Origin of the sequence: Thermosphaera sp., assembly GCA_038827615.1 — an archaeon.
In the GTDB taxonomy this organism is placed as follows: domain Archaea; phylum Thermoproteota; class Thermoprotei_A; order Sulfolobales; family Desulfurococcaceae; genus Thermosphaera.
In genome coordinates, this window is record JAWBNK010000001.1 from 197,499 (window position 1) to 217,211 (window position 19,713).

At 49.6% G+C, this 19,713-nt stretch carries 23 protein-coding genes and 3 tRNA genes; 8 read left to right on the forward strand and 18 right to left on the reverse strand.

The genetic code is table 11. The features are described 5' to 3' along the window. Positions 1-5: 5 nt before the first annotated feature. From QXH45_01170 to QXH45_01235, 14 genes are all read right to left on the reverse strand, one after another. A complete protein-coding gene (locus tag QXH45_01170; protein MEM2077863.1) occupies positions 6-1,055 on the reverse strand; it encodes a deoxyhypusine synthase in 1,050 nt (349 codons plus the stop codon). Positions 1,056-1,340: 285 nt separating this feature from the next. Beyond that, a tRNA-Arg gene (locus tag QXH45_01175) sits at positions 1,341-1,415 on the reverse strand. Between the two features lie 55 nt (positions 1,416-1,470). Beyond that, a complete protein-coding gene (locus tag QXH45_01180) occupies positions 1,471-2,445 on the reverse strand; it encodes a complex I subunit 1 family protein (GenBank protein ID MEM2077864.1) in 975 nt (324 codons plus the stop codon). Between the two features lie 2 nt (positions 2,446-2,447). Beyond that, the gene (locus QXH45_01185; GenBank protein ID MEM2077865.1) at positions 2,448-2,789 is read right to left on the reverse strand and encodes a hypothetical protein; all 342 of its coding nucleotides are present in this window, start codon (positions 2,787-2,789) and stop codon (positions 2,448-2,450) included. Positions 2,790-2,799: 10 nt separating this feature from the next. Next, positions 2,800-3,300, reverse strand: coding sequence for a Na+/H+ antiporter subunit E (locus tag QXH45_01190; GenBank protein ID MEM2077866.1), 501 nt, complete (start codon positions 3,298-3,300; stop codon positions 2,800-2,802). Beyond that, entirely contained in the window at positions 3,297-3,704 is a 408-nt protein-coding gene (locus QXH45_01195; GenBank protein ID MEM2077867.1) for a sodium:proton antiporter, read from the reverse strand. The genes QXH45_01190 and QXH45_01195 overlap by 4 nt, the downstream gene beginning before the upstream one ends. Next, positions 3,701-4,486, reverse strand: a complete 786-nt coding sequence (locus tag QXH45_01200) for a Na(+)/H(+) antiporter subunit B (GenBank protein ID MEM2077868.1) — start codon at positions 4,484-4,486, stop codon at positions 3,701-3,703. The genes QXH45_01195 and QXH45_01200 overlap by 4 nt, the downstream gene beginning before the upstream one ends. Beyond that, entirely contained in the window at positions 4,470-4,715 is a 246-nt protein-coding gene (locus tag QXH45_01205; protein MEM2077869.1) for a hydrogenase subunit MbhD domain-containing protein, read from the reverse strand. The genes QXH45_01200 and QXH45_01205 overlap by 17 nt, the downstream gene beginning before the upstream one ends. A gap of 2 nt (positions 4,716-4,717) precedes the next feature. Continuing rightward, positions 4,718-5,086, reverse strand: coding sequence for a monovalent cation/H(+) antiporter subunit G (gene mnhG, locus QXH45_01210; GenBank protein MEM2077870.1), 369 nt, complete (start codon positions 5,084-5,086; stop codon positions 4,718-4,720). Continuing rightward, entirely contained in the window at positions 5,083-5,361 is a 279-nt protein-coding gene (locus QXH45_01215) for an MrpF/PhaF family protein (protein MEM2077871.1), read from the reverse strand. Before QXH45_01215 ends, mnhG begins: the two co-directional genes overlap by 4 nt. Continuing rightward, entirely contained in the window at positions 5,358-5,810 is a 453-nt protein-coding gene (locus tag QXH45_01220; protein MEM2077872.1) for a 4Fe-4S binding protein, read from the reverse strand. Before QXH45_01220 ends, QXH45_01215 begins: the two co-directional genes overlap by 4 nt. Positions 5,811-5,816: 6 nt before the next feature. Continuing rightward, a complete protein-coding gene (locus tag QXH45_01225) occupies positions 5,817-6,938 on the reverse strand; it encodes an NADH dehydrogenase subunit D (protein MEM2077873.1) in 1,122 nt (373 codons plus the stop codon). Then, on the reverse strand, positions 6,913-7,929 hold the full coding sequence (gene nuoB, locus QXH45_01230; GenBank protein ID MEM2077874.1) for an NADH-quinone oxidoreductase subunit NuoB: 1,017 nt from the start codon (positions 7,927-7,929) through the stop codon (positions 6,913-6,915). The genes QXH45_01225 and nuoB overlap by 26 nt, the downstream gene beginning before the upstream one ends. 4 nt (positions 7,930-7,933) lie before the next feature. Continuing rightward, a complete protein-coding gene (locus QXH45_01235) occupies positions 7,934-9,472 on the reverse strand; it encodes a proton-conducting transporter membrane subunit (protein ID MEM2077875.1) in 1,539 nt (512 codons plus the stop codon). Positions 9,473-9,624: 152 nt separating this feature from the next. On the opposite strand from QXH45_01235, the gene QXH45_01240 reads away from it, so the two are divergent. Next, positions 9,625-9,699 (forward strand) — tRNA-Pro (locus tag QXH45_01240). Between the two features lie 338 nt (positions 9,700-10,037). Here QXH45_01240 and QXH45_01245 read toward each other — a convergent pair. Together QXH45_01245 and QXH45_01250 are read right to left on the reverse strand one after the other, a co-directional pair. After that, on the reverse strand, positions 10,038-10,214 hold the full coding sequence (locus QXH45_01245; GenBank protein MEM2077876.1) for a 50S ribosomal protein L40e: 177 nt from the start codon (positions 10,212-10,214) through the stop codon (positions 10,038-10,040). Positions 10,215-10,266: 52 nt separating this feature from the next. Further along, positions 10,267-10,824: a nucleotidyltransferase gene (locus QXH45_01250; protein ID MEM2077877.1), complete on the reverse strand. Its 558-nt coding sequence runs from the start codon at positions 10,822-10,824 to the stop codon at positions 10,267-10,269. Between the two features lie 72 nt (positions 10,825-10,896). On the opposite strand from QXH45_01250, the gene QXH45_01255 reads away from it, so the two are divergent. From QXH45_01255 to QXH45_01265, 3 genes are all read left to right on the forward strand, one after another. Continuing rightward, positions 10,897-11,544 (forward strand): endonuclease V, encoded by a 648-nt coding sequence (locus QXH45_01255; protein MEM2077878.1) that lies wholly within the window; start codon positions 10,897-10,899, stop codon positions 11,542-11,544. A gap of 11 nt (positions 11,545-11,555) precedes the next feature. Further along, positions 11,556-11,630, forward strand: a tRNA-Arg gene (locus QXH45_01260). Positions 11,631-12,441: 811 nt separating this feature from the next. Next, positions 12,442-13,221, forward strand: a complete 780-nt coding sequence (locus QXH45_01265; GenBank protein MEM2077879.1) for a hypothetical protein — start codon at positions 12,442-12,444, stop codon at positions 13,219-13,221. Positions 13,222-13,595: 374 nt separating this feature from the next. Here QXH45_01265 and QXH45_01270 read toward each other — a convergent pair whose 3' ends face one another. Then, positions 13,596-13,724: a hypothetical protein gene (locus QXH45_01270; GenBank protein MEM2077880.1), complete on the reverse strand. Its 129-nt coding sequence runs from the start codon at positions 13,722-13,724 to the stop codon at positions 13,596-13,598. 145 nt (positions 13,725-13,869) lie between these two features. On the opposite strand from QXH45_01270, the gene QXH45_01275 reads away from it, so the two are divergent. The 4 genes from QXH45_01275 to QXH45_01290 all read left to right on the forward strand — a co-directional run bounded on the left by QXH45_01275 (position 13,870) and on the right by QXH45_01290 (position 18,547). Beyond that, entirely contained in the window at positions 13,870-15,687 is a 1,818-nt protein-coding gene (locus tag QXH45_01275) for an aldehyde ferredoxin oxidoreductase family protein (GenBank protein ID MEM2077881.1), read from the forward strand. A gap of 49 nt (positions 15,688-15,736) precedes the next feature. Further along, positions 15,737-15,994, forward strand: a complete 258-nt coding sequence (locus tag QXH45_01280; protein MEM2077882.1) for a MoaD family protein — start codon at positions 15,737-15,739, stop codon at positions 15,992-15,994. A gap of 2 nt (positions 15,995-15,996) precedes the next feature. Next, positions 15,997-17,124: a tungsten cofactor oxidoreductase radical SAM maturase gene (locus tag QXH45_01285; GenBank protein MEM2077883.1), complete on the forward strand. Its 1,128-nt coding sequence runs from the start codon at positions 15,997-15,999 to the stop codon at positions 17,122-17,124. A 181-nt stretch (positions 17,125-17,305) separates the two neighbouring features. Continuing rightward, positions 17,306-18,547 (forward strand): OFA family MFS transporter, encoded by a 1,242-nt coding sequence (locus QXH45_01290; protein MEM2077884.1) that lies wholly within the window; start codon positions 17,306-17,308, stop codon positions 18,545-18,547. Positions 18,548-18,655: 108 nt separating this feature from the next. Here the strand turns inward: QXH45_01290 and QXH45_01295 are convergent, their stop codons facing one another. Continuing rightward, a complete protein-coding gene (locus QXH45_01295) occupies positions 18,656-19,708 on the reverse strand; it encodes a hypothetical protein (protein MEM2077885.1) in 1,053 nt (350 codons plus the stop codon). Between the last annotated feature and the right edge of the window lie 5 nt (positions 19,709-19,713).

Genomic DNA, 19,713 nt, shown 5'->3' on the forward strand with positions numbered 1-19,713 from the left:
GTGGACTAACCTCTATTAAAGAACCATGAAGTATCGAACGGCTTCTCTCGTCTAACTCCCGCCTCGAGCAGTGCGTGGGAGATTAGAGGGAGAGCTATTGTAGCGTCAACATAGACTGTTTTCTTCTTGGCCGTTGGGGCCACTTTACCCCAGCTCACAGCTTCGTCGAGTGTTGCCCCGCTGAGACCTCCCCACTGTGGAGAGTCCGTTGTGAACTGCACCACGTACTCCAAGCTCTTATAGTAATCGTGTACACCCCCCTCGTATTCCGCTATAAGTGTCTGTGCAACCGTGACAAGGTTCACGTAGTCCTTAGGCACCCCGCCTCCAATATATATTGCAGAGAGCTTCTTCGCCTTTCTCCCTAACTCGACGATGTCGTTGAAATCTTTCACCATGTCCAGAACAACTCTGTGCCCCCTTCTATAGGCCATTAATGTTCCCATACCGTACGCGCTGTCCACTAGGGCGGGCGAGAAGACTGGAACTCCAGCCCTATACGCGGCTGAGACTATCGAGTCAACCCCTCTCTCACTAAGCCATTTACCGAATAAATAAAGGTATTCAGCAGTCGAGTATGTTCTATCAGTCGGCAGGGTCTCGGTGAACTCTTGTATAAGCTTCTCCATCTTCCTGTAGTCTAGTTCGCTCGCCACTGTGTCGTAGAACCTGTCAAACTTATGCTTGAGCAGCGTCTCATCGTCTACGCTGGGCAGGGTCTTGTAGTATTTGAACCCCATTGCCTCATATATGTCTTCGCTTATAATTGCACCGGTTGAGACTACCACGTCGACAAACCTGTTCTCCACCAGCCATTTTATAATCCTCCACATCCCTGCGGTGCTCATAGAGCCCGCGAGCCCTAGAAATATAGTGTTATCCGGGTCCCGGAACATCTCCAGCAGGATTCTGTAAGCCTCTCCCAGGCTCCTTCCCTGGAAACCTGTATCGCTCATCGAAAGCAGAAGGTCGTGAAGGCCTCTCTTCTCAACGCTTAAAGATTTGACCTCCCCAAGTATGAAGTACAGGTCTCCTCCCACTTCGAACCCCAGCATGCAGGCACGATTAACCCTATACTCCCTGTCTTTAAAAGCATTACCACAAGGCTCAGCCCGCTGAAAAATCATCACAAGTCAGACACTGGCGGCTTCATCAAACCCCATCGTTCTATTAATTTTGATACAACAAGTTATATATTGGTGTTATCGGCCGATTTCACGAGTTTTTCTTCTCACAAGAACCATTAAATAAACAATGCGCCCGCAGGGCTGCAAGGCTCTAGAAGAACCTGAATGGCAAGCGACGGGTTGAAACCCTGGTGGTGTAAATGAAGAGAAACGCGGGCCCGCGGGGATTCGAACCCCGGGCCTCCGGCTTAGGAGGCCGGCGCCCTATCCTGGCTAGGCGACGGGCCCTTATGCGCCTCCTTTATTGAGTTATTGTGTCTGCTCTTATAAGTGTTAGCATCCCCTATAATGCGGCTAGTATTATGCTGACTACTGCGGGCGGGTAAAGGTACTTTAATATGAACTCTACTGCCTGCTCCGGCTTGTACCTGGGGAGGGTGTTGTCTAAGATTGTGATGATAGTGAAGACTACGGTAGTCTTCAAATACAGTATCACTGCCCCTGGGATCGTGAAGCCAGGCTGAAACGGGTAGGTCGCGCCCAGGAATAGGGCAGAGTAGATGAGCGGGTAGACCACCCTCTCAGCGAACTTTAGGAAGAAGCCCAGGGCAAGCCTGGGGCCGCCGAGCTCTGTGAATACACCCCAGTATATTTCGGACTCAGCCTCGGGGGAGTCGAAGGGTTTAGCCATGACGACGGCGAGCATCGCTGTGAAGTTGATTATAGATGCAACCAGCATAGCAGTAGTCTTGGAGGCTGGGAGCGTCCAGAGGTAGTGGGATGACTCGGCAGCCCTCAGTAAGGAGTATTCACTCCCGAGAAACCTCGAGGATAGCATCAATGGTACTAGGAGGCTTACAGCATACAGGGGTTCGGAGACGGCTAATAGGGCTAAATATCTAGCGGCGCCTATGGTAGCGTACGGGTTGGGGTGAGAGAGGGATAAATAGGCTATCGCTAACGGGACGATTAGCAGGAAGTATAGCACTACTATGAAGTCGAAGGGCGCACTTATAGGCTTGTACGCGACGGGGAGAGCAAGCTGAGCAACTATTACAAGCCCTGTGGCAATAGATACGGCGACAACAGGGCTCAGTTTCATTGAATACTTATTCACTAAGTCCTTCTTCGACACGAGCTTCAACAAGTCGGCTAGCGGTTGCAGGAAACCAGCGGGTCCTGCGTGGATGGGACCCCTTCTGAACTGCAGTCTAGCCGAGAGCTTCCTGTACAGCCACTGGGTGAAAATTATGAATCCTATGGTGAACATCAATCCCGGGTAAACTAGGGTTTGAATTATTAAGTCTGCGAACTCCATGCTCACCACCCGTATAGAATGGAAGCAATAAGCATAGCAAGAAGTGCGAGCAATCCTAGAGCGTACCACCTGCTGGCTCCAGTGAACAACCAACTCCAGCCCCTTACTCTACTAGCGCCGAGTGCCCGCTTGAAAATATCCCTCACCATTTGCGTAAGGGATTGATTAAGGGGTTCATCGTAGACGAAACCGCCCATAACCATGTATTCCGATATGGTGCTCCTCTCGCTAGGAGTTTTCGACGCGACAAGCTTTTGGAACATGTAGTAGAACACGAAATATATGACCATGCCGTTTAGCAATCCGAGGCCGAGATAAGTGATCAAGAAGTCTTGAATGCTCATCGAGCACCACCTACTCGAAAATCTTGCTTACACGCTTCTCAAAGTCCAAGGAGATCATCCTCCTCGCCTCTTCGTCAATCGTCGAGGAAGCATCTATCCAGTGAACGTAAAAACTCTTATCCTCCTCATCCAAGTCTACGACAACAGTTCCTGGAGTATTCGTTATAGAGTTGGCGACGGCAAAGACCGAGTAATCGCTTTTCAATTCATAAGGCACTCTTACGATCGCGGGCTTATATTTTGCAGACGGATTTAGAATCAGTTTGATAACGCTCCAGTGAGCCTTGACTTCAACGATGGTGAAATACAGGATGAGATACTCCAACGCTCTCGCGAACCTTGCAAGACTTATCTTTGAAGGATCATGGATCAATTCCCTGGCGAACAGGCCAGCTACTGTTATCCCGAAAAACACTGCTAGTACTGCTTCCAGCAGGGTGTAAGACCCTGTAAACAACACGTATACTGCGGAGAGCAGTAAACCGTAGATGATTAATGAGGCCTTACTCAATCCTCGCCACCTCTTTCAATCTTGGAGAGGTTTAGACTTCCCGTCTCACTGGCGATCTTAACTGCGATCACAGCCATTAGTATAAACACCGCCAGACCTATCACTATGGCGGTAACTATCAATACTTGTGGAACAGGGTCAACGCTTGAGTGTGCGAACAATGCTATTTCACTCCCCTCGGGAAATGAAGGATTCTCTAAACTCCCACCGGGGTAGACGGGAGGCATGGTCGCATTCAACCTGAAGCCTAAGTATACGAGGAGCGCGTAGACAGCGTCTCCAAGTATTGTGAACAGCGCCATCTTCTTAACTATGTGAGGCTTAACCGCGACTCCATATGCTGAAAACGCAAGGGTTAACACTATTGTAAATCCAATATAATACCAAGCGAGCTCTTCGATCACTTCTCACCACCCTCCTCGAAGAATCTAGTGAGGAGATATAAGGACAGTGTGAACCCTGCCGAGACAGCAATGTACTCGAGGATGTTGTATACGATCAAACTCCCGGAGAGCAATATTCGCGTGAACCCTAAGTCCAATACTCCCGCGTAGGCGAAGGGCGATCCAGGTTTCGCCAGGTTCTGGAACAAGTATGCGTTAAAAGACTTCGTGAAACCATAGATCAGTGGGGTGAGCCCCGTCGCCGCGATCATGACTAACGCTAAACCTCTAGCCATCATTAATCGATTGCTCTTTAACCCCATTCCCTGGATCATACCGCCGGATAGCGCCAGCATGATCATGAGGGGGGCCACTACGAACACGACGCCGCCTTGGAAGCCCCCTCCCGGTGATATGTGCCCGTGAATCGCGATCGAGATCGAGATTACCGCGGTGAGAGGCGCAAGGACTCTGGCAGCAACTCTAGGTATCAGCGTCATCTCCCGCTTTTCCACTACCTTATCTTGGAGACCGCCCAGTAAGCCAACCGCGGCCACTACGGCGGCGAAGAGCACAGTGGTCTCAAAGAAAGTATCAAAGCCTCTGTGATCCCAGATCACAGAGGTAACTACTTCATAGCTGAGGGAAGTGTATTGATTAAACGGGTTGGGAACGATCTCCAGGTATTTCAAAGCCAGGGTTGTAGCGCTTCTCGAAATCGAGAGCAATCCCGTAGAGTATAGTAAGACGTAGAGTACGGTTCCAAGAAGTATTGGAATAAGGATTTCAAGCCTCCTCTTCAAACCTCTCACCCTTAGAGAGCACGTAGAATAAGATGACAGTGTTAGCTCCCAGCCCCACCGCAATGTAAGCTATTAGGAGGTCTGGAGCTAGGAAAACTGATAAAACTATTGCGTAGAAAACCGATTCTATTCCCGCAACAATAATTGTCTTTGCAACATCCCTACTGTAGACTGCTATTACTGTTGCTATTAGCGCGAGGGTCGATGCTATGGACGCAAGTATGAGCATGATCACTTCCCAACCACCTCCTTTCTCTCGAGCTTATCCTCCACTACGACCGGTTTAGCTTCACCAGACTTGTACGAAGACCTGGCTAGTGCATGGGTGCCGGATGGAACGCCGACTGCAATAATCGCCGCTGATATTAAACTCACGCCTGCGAATGATAACTTGACTTGTAGATCAACGTCTAATCCCAGCGCAACTAACGCTAAGCCTATGAGAGGGTAGAATCCTCCCCCTATGGCTCCTATGGTCGCCGCGTGCAGTCTAGTGTAGAAGTCTTTAAACTTGAAGAATCCTATTGCTGCAATTATGTCGAGCACGCCACCGATGATGGTTAGGGTAACTCCTAGGTAAAACAACAGGGCGTCTATCACTTCCCACCACCCTTCTCCAAGTACCTTGCAACGATCAAGTCTAAGATGAAAATCCATGTGGCCAGAGGTATGACGCCTATGAGAAGGAATGTTGACCTATAGTAATATGCTATGAGAACTAAGATCACTAATAGGTCGACTGTTAAAGCGTCAACGGCTAGCGTTGCGTCAGCAATATTTTTCGAGGTGAAGACCCTGATGGAGTAAATTATCATCGCTATCGTAAACAAGGCTATGAGTCCTGGAATAAGATTCTCGAGCATGATGGGGCTCACGAGGACTCACCTCCAACGGGATATGGCTTCATGAAGTCGTTCTTGCTGACTGTTGGCTCCCCAACGGGTTTGGCGAGGTCGGAGGGTTGCTTCAAGGTCTTAGCCTTATCCAGAGTAAATAACTCGAACCCGGTTACATTCGTCATCGACAATGCTCCAAAGGGACAATATTCTACACACAGCGCGCAGAAAGTACATTTACTGTGATCTATCCTGGGGAATCTGGATCTTGGATTCTGAGGCCACTTGCCATCGACGACCACCATGTCGATGCAAGCCGCGGGGCAAACCTGCTGGCACATAGAGCACCCGGTGCACTTGTTCATATCTAAGACGTGCGCTCCCCGTAGAGATTTAGTCTTAAACGGGCTCTCCCTCTCAGGGACAAGCCGAGTATAGGGCTTACGAGTCAAGTACTTTAGGGATTTAATGATTGTTGAGAGAACCATAAGGCATCACCTGTCTAAATCGGGTGGGCATGGATCCAAGGATGCCAGGATGACCGGGAAGTCAGCAATAGTCACCTCCTCTTTTTCAAGTATTCTGTTCACAGCAGTAGTCAATAACGGCATCGACATGCTTCTGAGCCTAACCCTGTATGGTTTTCTCCCTCCATTGCTGATCACATGAATCATGTACTCCCCTCTCGCGCTTTCCACTCTTGCAACCCCCTCTCCCACTGGGGCTGACAACGGTACTTTAACGCGGAATGGGTTGTCAAGGCGCAATTCTTCAACAGCTTGTTTAACTATCTTCAAACTCTCTGAGACTTCTCTTAGGCGGACTAGGGACCTGTCGAAGGCGTCGCCGGATTCGCCGGTCGGAATGTTGAATTTCACCCTATCGTATGCTAGATAGGGCGCGCTCCTCCTTAGGTCGTAGGCGAGCCCAGCGCCCCTCAGGCTTGGACCCGTAACTCCTAACTCTAAGGCCTCCTTAGAGGTGAGCCTGCCGATATCCTTGGTGCGAGCGCGGAATATTTTATTACCGATTAGTGCTTTCTCAAAATCCCGTGCAACCTCTTCGATGTAGTCTACAAGTTTAAGGACGTCATCCTTAAAGCCCTCGGGAGGCTTAAACCTTACTCCTCCGGGGACGCTCAAGTTGTGGTAGACCCTATGGCCGGAGATCCTTGCAAACCACTTCAGGATTTCTTCCCTAGCTGTGACAGCCCAGTAAGCAGGGGTCCTCAGCCCTACACTACCGCCCATGAAGTGACCCCAGAACAAGTGCGAGGCTATTCTTCCCAGTTCGCACTGTATCACTCGCATCCACTTAGCATTTTCAGGTATCTCAGCCTTGAATATCCTTTCAACGCTGAGCGCGTAGGCTACCTCCAAGTGATCGGGGTCTTCTACGCAGAACCTGTAGCTTAAAGTAACGTTCATCTCCCAGGTCCTGTTCTCCATCATTTTCTCGAATCCTCTGTGCAGGAATCCTGGTACAGCTTCAGCCTTCACCACCCTGTCTCCGTCGAGCAGGAGTTTAAATGCTATATTCCCGGGGACGCCCGGGTGCTGGGGGCCGAAGTAGACACTAGTGTATTTGCCGCTATCTCCCATACCTATATCCTCCATACATTGTTTTCACCACGAAGGAAACGGTGTCTACATCCTTCCTAAGCGGCGGGGGGCCCTCCCAGTTATCCTTTAGAATCCACTTGGATAGATCGGGGTGTCCGTTGAACCTTACTCCCATCATCTCGTGGACTTCTTTCTCAATGAAGAATGCTAGAGGGTGAATATCGTGAATACTGTCGATGATGGGGTTGAAGCGGTCTACGAATGTTTTGACCCATTTTTGCCACCCGTTGCCCGGGTTTTCCAGGATGTAGTATAGCTCTATCACACCTTTATCCGGATAGTCGACGGCATCTATGTTTACGAGCAGAACGTAGCCATCCTGCTTCAGCCTAGCGATCGAATCTCTGATTACTGATGCCTCAGTGCTTGTCTTGCAGATCTTCAATTGCTCGTCAGTCTCAAAGCACTCTGGAAATGTCGGCTTAAACTCGTAGTTACTCAAGGGTTTCGAGGCTTTAAGGGATTGCTCATATTCATCCTTGAACCTTCTCTCCAGCTCCTCGTAGTACTTGATTTTATCGAAAGCATCCGGCTTAACCCTGGATAAATGCTTCTCAAGGGGGGTACTCGACAGCTTAGTCCTCAGGTGTTTCAGCAGGCTGAGGTAGTCGTCAGGCATGGGCATGCAGCCAGGTACCCAACCCTCTACCTCGACGAAATCATCCAACCTCTTGTAGGTTGCATAACTATCCCAGTATAAACCCCCGGTTGCAGTGCAGTTGCATCCCGCTGCCACGAGCTTGGGTTCAGGGACTTGCATATACATGTTGAGAAACAGCTTCACCGTCTTCTTAGTTAAATACCCCATTCCAACGTATAGGTCGCTTTGCCTGGGGGTTGGAGCGGGCATGTAGCCGTATCTCTCCCAGTCGACGGGCGACATGACGAGCGGCGGGAACTCTACGGCACCACAGGCTGAGCAGTAATGTATCATCCATAAGCTCCTGCTCCTGGCCCACTGCGAGATTTTATCGAGAGCTACCATGGTTTCACCCTTTAAACAAAGCTTGAAGCACGCTTTCAACGTAGGCATCTCTCGCATCGATGAGCATGCTTGAAGCAGGCTCCACAATCCCGGCTTGAACAAGCGGGTAAGCCAGTCCCAGGATCACGGTCAACCCAGCTAGAACAAGCACGTATGCTTTGAGAACTCTACCCGGCCCCCTCACCGTTGCTGACCGGGGCGTCAGCATTGTGGTAGCTATCACCTTTAAGAAGGAAGCGAGTGCTAGCCCCGAGCCGGCGAGAGCGGTAACGAGGGCTAGCGCATCCACCGGGTTATAGACTACAGTGTTCAATAAACCCATATAAAGCTGTAGTTTGGCGGCGAAGAGAATTGTAGGCGGGATGCCTATCACAGCGGAGGCGCTGGTTAAAAGTCCTACTTGAAGTATTCTAGACGACCTGAAGACTCCTTGAAGGCTCTCAAGCTTGTCGTCTCCCGCCTCCTCCCTAGCCCATCCTGCCAGGAGGAATAACAGTGGTTTAACGATCATGTGGGCTGCTATGTAGAAATAGGCAACCGATACTCCAAGGGGTCCGAGGGACAGTGCGACTGCTACGTAGCCCGAGTCGAGAATGACACTATAGGAAACTATTTCTCCAAGCCTCTTAGAGTAAACCATTCCCAAGCCTCCAACCAGTATCGTGAGAATCCCCAGCGTCTTCAAAGCGTTTGAAACTGGTTCTGGGAAGCCGTTTGATACAGTGTAGAATATTCTCATTAAGGCGTAGTACGCGACTCCCTCGGATGCCCCGGCCAGTAGCGACGACACCACTGGGTGTGCCGACGAGTAAGCTCCTGGAAGCCAGAAGTGGAGGGGGACTAGGGCTTCATCTATCACGAGGCCCCAGAAGAGGATGATGAAGAAACCCGTGATCGCTAACGAGGGGTTTAGCGAGTAGCCACTGTACCCTGTTTCTACCCCGTTGAAAACCGCAGCCAAGTGGCCAATGTTGAGAGTCCCTGTAGCAAAATACACTAGGACTACCCCGGCGAAGAAGATCAAACCTCCAGCTCCAGCGACGACAATGTACTTGAACACTGCAATAAAAGCCCTCCCCGTCCTAGACATCGCTATTAACCCGTATGCTGAAACCAGCATTACCTCCATCATGACGAACATGTTGAAGAGGTCTCCCGTTAAAACTATCCCGAGGAGCCCTGACTCAAGCCCGAGGTAGAGTGCGAGGAAATACTCATCAACCCCGATCCTGAAGACACGTGTTAGAGGGAAAAACGCGAGAAAAATCGCTGAAACCAGCACGGCGAGAGTAGAGGAGAAGGCGTCTACAACATAGGATATTCCAATAGGGGGTGGGAACCCGCCTATCGTGTAAATCAACACCTTGTTTTTAACAGTTTCAAAGTGAATTAGCAGTGCCGTGAAGAAGGATGAAGACAGGAGCACGAGTGAAACGGCTTGAGCCAGTGGTCTCGGAAGTTTTAAAGCCTTCATAAAAACGATTATGAAGGCTCCAGTCGCAAGCAAGTACGGGGTTAAAGCTGTTAAAAACTCGTGTCCCATATGTTAGATTCACCTAACCTAACAATAATAGGAGTTTAAACCCGGGTATATAAATCATTTCATCATCAATCCTCGGCGGTGCTCGGCCTTCATTAAACGTGGAGGATAAGCTTTAATTTGGAGCAAACCTTATTCTTCTTACTAGTCGAAAAGGGGCCGTAGTCTAGCCTGGCTAGGATGCGGGGCTTGGGCCCCCGTGACCCGGGGTTCAAATCCCCGCGGCCCCATAAGACTTGGACACATGCCGTATATGTGTAAACTCTCCTTCACAGCTTGATCAAACCTGGGACGCTGTTTTCAACGCTTTCAAACAAGTCTCCCCGAAATGTTCATCACGGGAGGAAGCTGGGACTAATAGCGATTTCATTGATTGTGTTTTGATCAAAACCTCTATAGCCTCAGCTACTGGCGGACACTGGGGTGGCGAGGAGCAGGCACTATTGCTTTTCCGAGGGTTTCGAACACCGGGCTCCTTGAACCCTTCAACAGTATATGTTAACACCTGTAAGGAGCGAACGTTTTGGGAAGATGATGAAAACCGTGTTTAAAGCTTGGGCGAAGAATGTTAGGCTGCCTTGGTCGCAGTCCTCACGGCTTTCTTCGGCCTTAAAGTGCCTTTCGACTTGCATCTCCTGCACTTTGTTGCTCCGGGCGGGTTTAGGGCTCCGCATTTTCTACATACCGTTTTATTCAACACCCGGGCCTGCACTATTCTCAATAATTCTGGGTCGTTTATCGGCATGAGCGCTCACCTTTCTCAACCAATAGTGTTGGGTGCTTAAAAATATTGTAGTTTAGATTGTTAGTCCTATGCTCCTGAGCCTCTCTCTCATCGACTTGTCCTCGTATTCGGGGAATAATCTTAGAGCATCTTCAACGAGCTTCTTGCTGAACCCTTTTCCGCCCAGCTCCTTGAGGTATCTTCTAAGCTTATCGAGGTCTACGCCCTGCCTAGCTTTCAACACGAAGTAGTGTTCGGGGCGGAGGGCTCTTACCCTGATGTCTCCAAGGCTTATCTCGACCGCGGATTCCAACAGTTCTTGGGGGATTTCGACATCCATGAAGTTCTCGTAGAGCTCTATCTCCACGCTCTCTCCGTCAACGTGTGCAATGATCTTAGGGGTTCCGAGCTCGGTTAGCGCTACCTCCCACGAATGTTTCTCAGCTAGCCCGTTGTAGAAGTCCTGCTCTGTCAAGGGACTGGGGTTCTCGACGAACAAGTCTACATCTCCCTCCAACACTTCACGACCCAGCTCCAGCTGCACCACCGTGTCACCTATTACTATGAACTCCACGCCTTCTTCGATGAGTTTTTTCAAAACCTCGGCGAGCTTTTCCGCTCTGAATCTCATGGTTGAATCACACTTGGATGCATGTTTTAATTAAACCTTGAAGGCTATTAAACAGAGTGGCGGGGCTGAGGCGTGCTGTTCAGCTACGAGAGAGCTGTGAGAGCTCAGCGAATCCTCGGCGAGAGGGTCTTGCGCGAGGTCGACAGTTTTCCGAGAATCGATTTCTCCACTGTAAGGTACGTAGGCGGCTTCGACTCCTCGTTCAAGAATGGACTGCAGGTCGCCGTTGGAGTCGTATACGATGTCTTGAATGATGAAGTAGTCGAGGAGAGAGTTGTTGTCAAGAAACCCGTAATCCCATATATCCCGGGGCTTCTCGCGTTCAGAGAGCTCCCGGGCTACTTATCGGTCTACACGGGTCTAAGCTTGAAGCCGGACGTTCTCATAGCCGATGGTCACGGCTTAACGCATCCCAGGGGCTTCGGCATAGCAACTCATTTAGGCGTAGTCCTGGGGAAGCCGAGCATAGGTGTTGCAAAAAAGCCCTTGCACGGAGAGGTGGATGGTGGGAACTATATCATCGCACACGGCAAGCGGGCGGGAAGAGTGATCGTGAGAGGACATCGGAAGATATACGTGAGCATAGGATACAATATAAGCCTGGAATCAGCCGTGGAGCTAGTTGAAAGACTCTTAAAACCCGGCAAGACCTTGCCTGAACCACTCTACTACGCGGACAAAATATCCAAGAGCTATAATTTAAGCCTGCAAAACCAATAAATAATAAGCCGGGGCCCGTAGCCTAGCCAGGATAGGGCGCCGGCCTTCGGAGCCGGAGGACCCGGGTTCAAATCCCGGCGGGCCCGTTCATATCCGCTGGGGACTTAAATATCTGTGAATTCCCTCCTTTTTGTTGTGAAAAGAAGTTCATAAAACATTTTTAATTTATTGAAGATTATTAATGTTAATGGAGAGTTCAGACTTAGATAAGGTCTCGGATGAGGATAGAAAGAGCCTGTTAGAGATGCCAGGTAATGTTGGGGCTATTTTCTTTTTGATGTTTATTCGAGTTGTTGAATGCTCATTCAAATTCTTGTAAGTCATGGTTTTGATGTACGGTGAGCTTGATGAGCTGGGTGAAAGGAAACACCGTGAATCCTGTATTGCTGTAGAGAGTTGGGTGAACTGCTGGCGATGACGAGGTCTGCTCTCGTAAGTTAGGTGAGAAAAGAATAGATCGTTGAGATGTAGACGGCGGAGGAGTGAGTAGGAATTGGCAAAAAGGCTTATGAACAGCTATATATTGAGAGACGGTCTCTGAGGATACCTTAGAGAGGATTGCAAAAGCTTTGTAACACTTTAAGAAGCCTTTAGATAAATGTCAGGGGATAAATGGATTTTATAGTAGTAGAAAAGCCGGTTGAGTGAATCATGGTAAGGTGATAGCTTGGTCAGGAAGTGTGTTTGGCCAATCTCCTAGGACATTGACTATAAGAATGTTGTGATGCCGTACCGATGATAGGAATGCTTCGAAGAAGTCCTATGAATAAGATTTATTTTCTACCTTTAATAGTTTTCAATATGGATGGTTAATGTAATTTATTTCATGATGAACTGCTTTTTATATCTTGAAAGATTTATAAACCGATAATTGTACAAAACATTTTCGGTGTAATATTGAAAATACCTTTAGTTGCGGTTCTGACCGCGGTTATTATAATATCTATTGCTTTAATCTATGGCTTGATGTCAGCACTACTGCCAGGAGGTCCGGTTACTTCCACTACACATACCCCCTATACGACTCCCACCATTCCGTATACAACATCAACGACAACCTCACCACCGGTAGAGAAGTATATCGAGACGTTTGAGGAATTTATAAACTTAGTACGTCATATGAAGTGGAGGTTGAGAGATTACGATCGCGTTGACAATGAATTGAAGATAGAGCTCTTCTATTACTCCAATGAGGGAGTTGAAGTAATAGGAGGTGTGGAATACACGAGGATAGAGTTTATAGTTGAAGAAGAGAGCGGTAATACAACCGTTGTCGTATGGCTTCCAAAACAGACTGGAATCACGCCTAAGGCGATGGTCAATGGAAATGAAATACCATCATATATGATAGAATACGTGGTAGCACAGATAGAAGGTTCGTTTATGAACTTCTTTGTCATTCCCCATCAATTCTTGACTGCAATGATACTATGGCCTAATACACCTCCAGAAGTAGGTACACTATCTTACGTATCATCAGCCCCACTATCCTATGGAAACGTTACTTTAAGTGTTGATAAGTATGTGTTCTCACCTAACCCCGACAATCCAGACTTTGCCAATATTACTAAGGCGGATATATGGGTCTCTCTTTACAGGGACTATATGTTGTGCGTATATTTCATGATGGAGACTAGGACATCCGAATTAACGTATGAGCTAATAGAGATAGCATGAATTATACAATACAGATGTAAGATTATTTAGCAGAAGATCATTCCATTCAGTATACTTCATTCCAAATGTTGTGAGCTATCCATTCCTCCCGCTATGTTCATTGTATAAATTTATTCTCTAATAGGCCGCATACTAAGACACATTAATTTTTTCACCTATGTTGAAACTATCTTCGCTTTCTATTGTTATAACATATTACTACTGCACGCCGCCATGATACATTCAACCACTCCTTAATACTTAATTATTGTGAAATCCATCCTACTTGTATTAGGTCTTCGAGAAGTATTGGTATTTTTACGTGCAAAACCGGCTCCCGGGCCGACAAGATGTTTAATATGAGGCTACATTGCTAACAGAGAGGCGAAAACAAGCTATTGCATGATGACTCTTCTCTTTCCAAAGTTGGGTAAAGTCCTGAGCACTGTTGAAGCTCTTGGTTCGCTTTCTGCTGTTCTGTATGCATGCGTCGCCTCCCCGCTCCTGCAAACTCTTCTATTCACTATTGATAAACAACCTGCAGGATCATAACGTGTAGAGACAGTGCGTGCGGATAATATGGCATAGCCGGTTTCACTGTATGTATACTTCTGTTGATCCTAGGTAAGGTTTAAATGTGGGTGACCTCTATATATACATGGTGAAATCTTGTTCGGGAACTGGGGTAAAATAATAAGGGTTGACATGTCTTCTAAAGAGATCAAAATAGAATCATGGGGCGAGGATATCGCTCGAAAGTGGCTAGGGAGCAGGGGCCTAGGGATTTATTTGATGTTGAAAGAAGTGGATCCGAGAGTCGAACCCCTATCCCCTGAGAACAAGCTAATAATTGCCGCGGGACCGTTAACAGGCACTTCGGCGCCGACAGCGTCTAGATACAACGTTATCACGAAGAGCCCTCTCACTGGGTACATTACTTACTCTAACTCCGGCGGTTACTGGGCGGCCGAGTTGAAGAAGGCGGGCTATGATGCCGTCGTGGTTGAGGGTGCATCAGAGCAACCAATGTACTTGTATATCAATGACGACCATGTGGAGTTGAAGAGCGCCTCTTCAATCTGGGGCTTGAAGATGTCGGAGACTGAGGCGAGGATTAGGGAAGAACTGAAAACGCCAGACGCGAAAGTCCTGGGCATAGGACCTGCTGGGGAGAAACTCGTGAGGTTCGCCTCGATAATGAACGATGTCCACAGGGCTGCTGGACGAGCTGGCGTGGGAGCCGTCATGGGCTCTAAGAAGTTGAAAGCGATCGCCGTGAAGGGAACGAAGACCATTCCAGTGGCGGACCGTGAAAAGTTCATGCTAGTCGTTAGAGAGAAGGTTGATAAGATACGTAAGGATCCGGTGGGCGGTGGCGGCCTCCCGAGATATGGGACGTCAGTGCTGGTTAACATAATTAATGAGAACGGTTTATACCCGTACAAGAACTTCCAATACTTGCAGTACGAGCACGCTTACGAGCAGAGCGGTGAGGCGTTAGCGAAGAAGTATCTAGTTCGCAATAAACCATGCTACGCCTGCCCAATAGCGTGTGGAAGAGTGGTGAAACTGCCCACCGTAGGGGTCTCGGAGGGGCCGGAGTATGAGAGCATATGGGCGTTTGGATCAAACCTCGGAATCAACGACCTCGCCACAATAGTTGAGGCAAACCACATGGCGGACGAGTATGGGTTTGACACGATCTCCCTGGGCGGCACTCTAGCCACTCTCATGGAGCTCTACGAGAAGAAGCTCGTACCCGAGAGCGACCTAGGGGACTTCCCTCCGCCGAGGTTCGGGAACACCGAGGTATTGCACTACTATATCGAGAAAATAGCTGAGAGAAAAGGGATCGGGGACAAGCTCGCTGAGGGAGGTTACAGGCTTGCTAAGATGTACAATGGAGAGCAGTATTTCATGGGCGTGAAAAAGCTTGAACTACCGGCATACGATCCGAGAGGAGCTGAGGGGCATGGCCTGGGATACGCTACAAACAACAGGGGTGGATGCCACATTAAAAACTACATGATCTCGCCGGAGATACTGGGGTATCCGAAGAAGATGGACCCCCACGACGTCTCCGATGAGAAGGTGAAAATGCTGATAACATTCCAGCACATCACCGCGTTAATAGACGCCGCCGGAGTGTGCCTGTTCTCGACCTTCGGCTTGTGGGCAGATGACTACAGGGACCTCTTGAACGCCGCCATGGGCTGGAACCTATCTACTGAGGAGTATTTGAAGATCGGAGAGAGGATTTGGAACGCTGAGAGGTTATTCAACCTGAAGGCAGGGCTCAACCCGTTAGAGGAGGACACGTTGCCGAAGAGGTTCCTAGAGGAGCCCGCGCCTAATGGGCCGAATAAAGGCAGGACTGTAAGACTGAGAGAAATGCTACCTAGATACTATGCGTTGCGCGGCTGGACTCCTGATGGCAGGATCCCCGAGAGCAAGTTAAGAGAATTAGACCTCATAGACTTTATTTAATTTTTTATAAACATCCATCCTTAATCCATATCGCCCGGGGGCTGGGATTTTGGCGATAGAAATCCGGTTGTTCGCGACGCTAATAGACTTCGCTAAAACGAGGAGGCTTGTTTTAGATCTCGATGAGTCTACAATAGAGGATTTACTAAATATTCTGGACGCCAAGTTTCCAGGGTTTAAAGCGGAGCTCGAGCCAGGATATATTATATTGGTCAACGGTTTCAACATAGAGCATCTTAATGGATTGAAGACCAAAGTGAAGAACGGCGACGTGGTCTCGATATTCCCGCCATCGGGCGGAGGTTAGCGTTGGGCGGTGACACGCTAGTGGAGTATAAGTTTCCCATGCGGGATGGAGAGGTCGTAATCAAGCCGAAGCCTGATCTGAGAATCCTGTACATCGAGCTAACCACTAGGTGCAACCTGGCATGCGATATGTGTTTCAAGCAACACTGGATGGACGTCGAAGGAGACATGGATCACAATCTATTCCTGAAAATCCTGGATGATGCCGGGCACCTTCCAGAGTTGAAGACGATAGTTTTCGGAGGTATAGGGGAGCCTACAGTTCACCCGCGATTCGAGGAGATGGTTTACGAAACAGTGGGCAGAGGTTACAAGTTGTATTTGACAACCAATGGGCTTTATCTAAGCGAGAAGAAGTTCACAGGGCTTGCCGAGATAGGCATTTCCGGGATATACTTCTCCATCGACGCCGTTCCCGGGGTTGAGACGAGATTTCAACACATCGGTTCAAGGAGAGTTGTCGAAATCATTAAATCCCTGGTTTCGTGGCGCAGGAGCAGGGGTAGTTATGAACCGCTTATAGGTGTGGAGGTCGTCGTGACGAGGGCTAACTACTCCATGATCCCTACTCTAGTGAGAAATCTAAGGGAGATTGGGGTAGATGAGGTGATAATCTCTAACATTCTACCGGTCTCACAAGCTCACAAGGATGACATAGTGTATGATGGTTCAACTGGTCATGAGGACCTGGTTGAGCGTTTAGAGAGCGAGGCGCACCGGGGAATTAAGATTAGAATCCCCAGCTTCCAAGTGAAGACAGAGAGGAAGTGTCTATTCGATGAGGCCAGGGCCGCAGTGATTAGGTGGGACGGGGAGGTTGTTCCATGCTATAGATTCCTCCACACGTATAGGGAGTTCGTTCTCGGTCGGGAGAAGATCGTGAAGGCCCATTCGTTTGGAAATGTGAAGAACAGGAGCTTGAAGGATATATGGATGAGCAGGGAATACTCCTTCTTCCGATTCATCACGCGTAACTATTACTACCCGAGCTGCACCGACTGCAGGCTGAACACTTCGTGCGATTTCGTTAACAGCACTGAGCAAGACTGCTGGGGCAACACCCCCTCGTGCGCCGACTGCCTCTGGGCAAGGGATATTGTCCAGTGCCCGATACCATCTGAGCCCTTTTGAGCCTGGGCCGCATCGATCACGTGTCTCCAACTCCAGTTTAATTAAGTCCTCTCTGAGCGGTCATCGTCAACAGTGCGGGGCTGTCTTCCTGTTGCTGAGTGCTCGCTCCGGTTTGAACCTTACACTCCTCCTAGTGGGGTTTTTAAGCACGCTCACCGGTTAATGATTATTGGTTAAGGTCATGAACTCTCCGTCTGCACCAGGTAGAAGGCAGGGCTGGATATCGATAGCGGCAGGCACAGCGATCACATCAGTCCTCGGAGCATCATACGCGTACAGTGTATACAAGAGCTTCTTGGAAGCCCTGTGGGGGAGCTCGTTCTGGGCGGCACTGCCCTTCTCAGTGTTCATAGCCGTCTTCGCATTAAGCAGCGTTATTGGAGGAAAACTCTACATGCAGAAAGGAATTAAGAAAACAGCAGGCCTCAGCATCGCATCAGTATCATCGGGGCTTCTACTATCCTCCCTGGTCGAATACATCAGCCTACCACTATACCTAGTCGCGACCTACGGGGTTCTAGTTGGGCTTGGAAACGGGCTGGGCTACATACCTGTCGTCACGTTGGCGAGGAGGTGGTTCCCCGATAGGGCTGGACTAGTAACAGGTATCATAATACTCGGCTATGGGGGGAGCGCGGTCGCGTTTGCCCCATTGAAGACAATGATTCTCCAACTGCACGGCCTCTCTCTAACCTTCGTCGCGGTTGGGATAATCTCGCTAGTAGTGGGCGTTCTAGCCGTGGCCGCTATAAGGGACCCCAGCTCGGAGGTCACAAGCTACTACTCCAGGTTTTCCAAGAAGAGAGCCGTCGTGCCGAAGCAGGATCTAGAGCCCTCCAGAGTGATTAAGACCCTGGACTTCTGGCTTCTCTGGTTGAGCTTCACCCTTGTGAGCGGCGCGGGGCTAATGCTAATAGGTCACATGGCGAGCTTTGCGAGGTTCAAGGGACTGGATGTGATGGAGGCTGCTCTAGCAGTCAGTGTTTTCTCAGTAATGAACGCTCTCGGGAGACCCCCCGCCGGCTGGATCTCAGACTTGCTTGGGAGATATGGAAGGCCCATTACGATGACGATGTTCTTCACGATCCAAAGCTTACTGATCATCGCGCTGGCGTACGCGGGGAGCGGTAAGCTGGAGCTGTACTTGATGACGGCGGCCCTGGGCTTCACGTACGGCTCTGCCCTAGCGTTATACCCGGTTGCAACAGGAGACTTCTTTGGACTGAAACACTTGTCAACGAACTACTCCCTGGTGTTCACGGGCTGGGGGGTTTCAGGGCTGATCTTCCCATCCATCGGAGGATACATACACGACGTAACCGGTAGCTACGACCTAGCGCTCGTCGTCTTCGGAGTCATCAGCCTGGCCGGAGCACTAATCTGCGCATACCTGGGAAGGAGGCTCAGAATATACCTAGGGTAGGATGCCGCAACCAGGCCCCTGCCAGGGGTCAAATCCCACTTCATTTTTACACCACAATTTGCCGGGGTAGCCGTGGTTGAAAAAGGGAGAGGGTTCGAGCATAAAAAACTAGTTGTTAGAGCGCCTCCTCCTCCGGAGCTCGTAGCCGATGAAGCCCGTAACAGGTATGAGGGATCCAGCGGCCACCAGCAACCCGGGCTCCGGGACAGGATAGTACGGCGGGGTCGTCGTGAAATATACATCGGCAAAATAATCCACAACTCCATCCCCTACTTCATCCCACGTGTTCGGTCCAGCAGTAGTCATGGCGTCCAAGGCGTCGCTGGTGTTATCCCCACCGATGTCCCATGCCTCGCCCCCGTTACCATTATAGTCGCTCCAGCCCCTCGCAGTTATCAAGGATAGCCTCAGGAAAAATACGCCGCCGCTGGGAACGTCGCCTATCAACCCCCAGGGTATCCTGACCTCTACCGAGTTTCTTGACAAGTCGACTCCCATCAAGGCTCCCTCACCTGTGATGAAATTCCAGCTTTTGTCGACCAAGTAGAATATACCGCCCCAGTTGGATTGAAGGCCATCGGTCAACGCCGTCTTCCATTGACCACTATACCTGCTGTCGGCCAGGTTGACCACGACCTGGTAGTCCCATGCGGCATCGCTCGCTACTTTTGTTTCAGAGTAGCCGGCGAAAAATTCCGTGCCGCCAGTGCTCCCGTTTCGATTGATCGCTAACGCTATGAATGTGGCCCCGTTATCTCCGATGCTGAATCCGCTCGTGTCGTTGAGGATGAAGAGGAGGTAGAGAAACTCGCCGTCCCCGGTCACCCTGAACTGTAATAGGTCGGCGCGCTTGTCTGGAGAGGAGAAGTCTGTCCTCTCGTCGCCTCCGGCATCGCACCATATCCACTGGGGGACCCCGCCCACAGTGGAGTAATAGTATAAGCCGTACGCATTATCGACGGGTAATTCTGGACACGCGAAATCCCCCCAATCGCTTGGATCGCCGTCAATACTGATGTTCTGCGATATTCCCGCCGCGAGCGGCAGTGCCTCGATCGCTGGTGATGCCTGCGGGCTGGAAGCCAGCGTGAGGAATAGATGGAGGGCGATGGCTAGAACTAAGAATCTCCTACTCAGCATACCGGACCTCTCCTGATACAAAATTA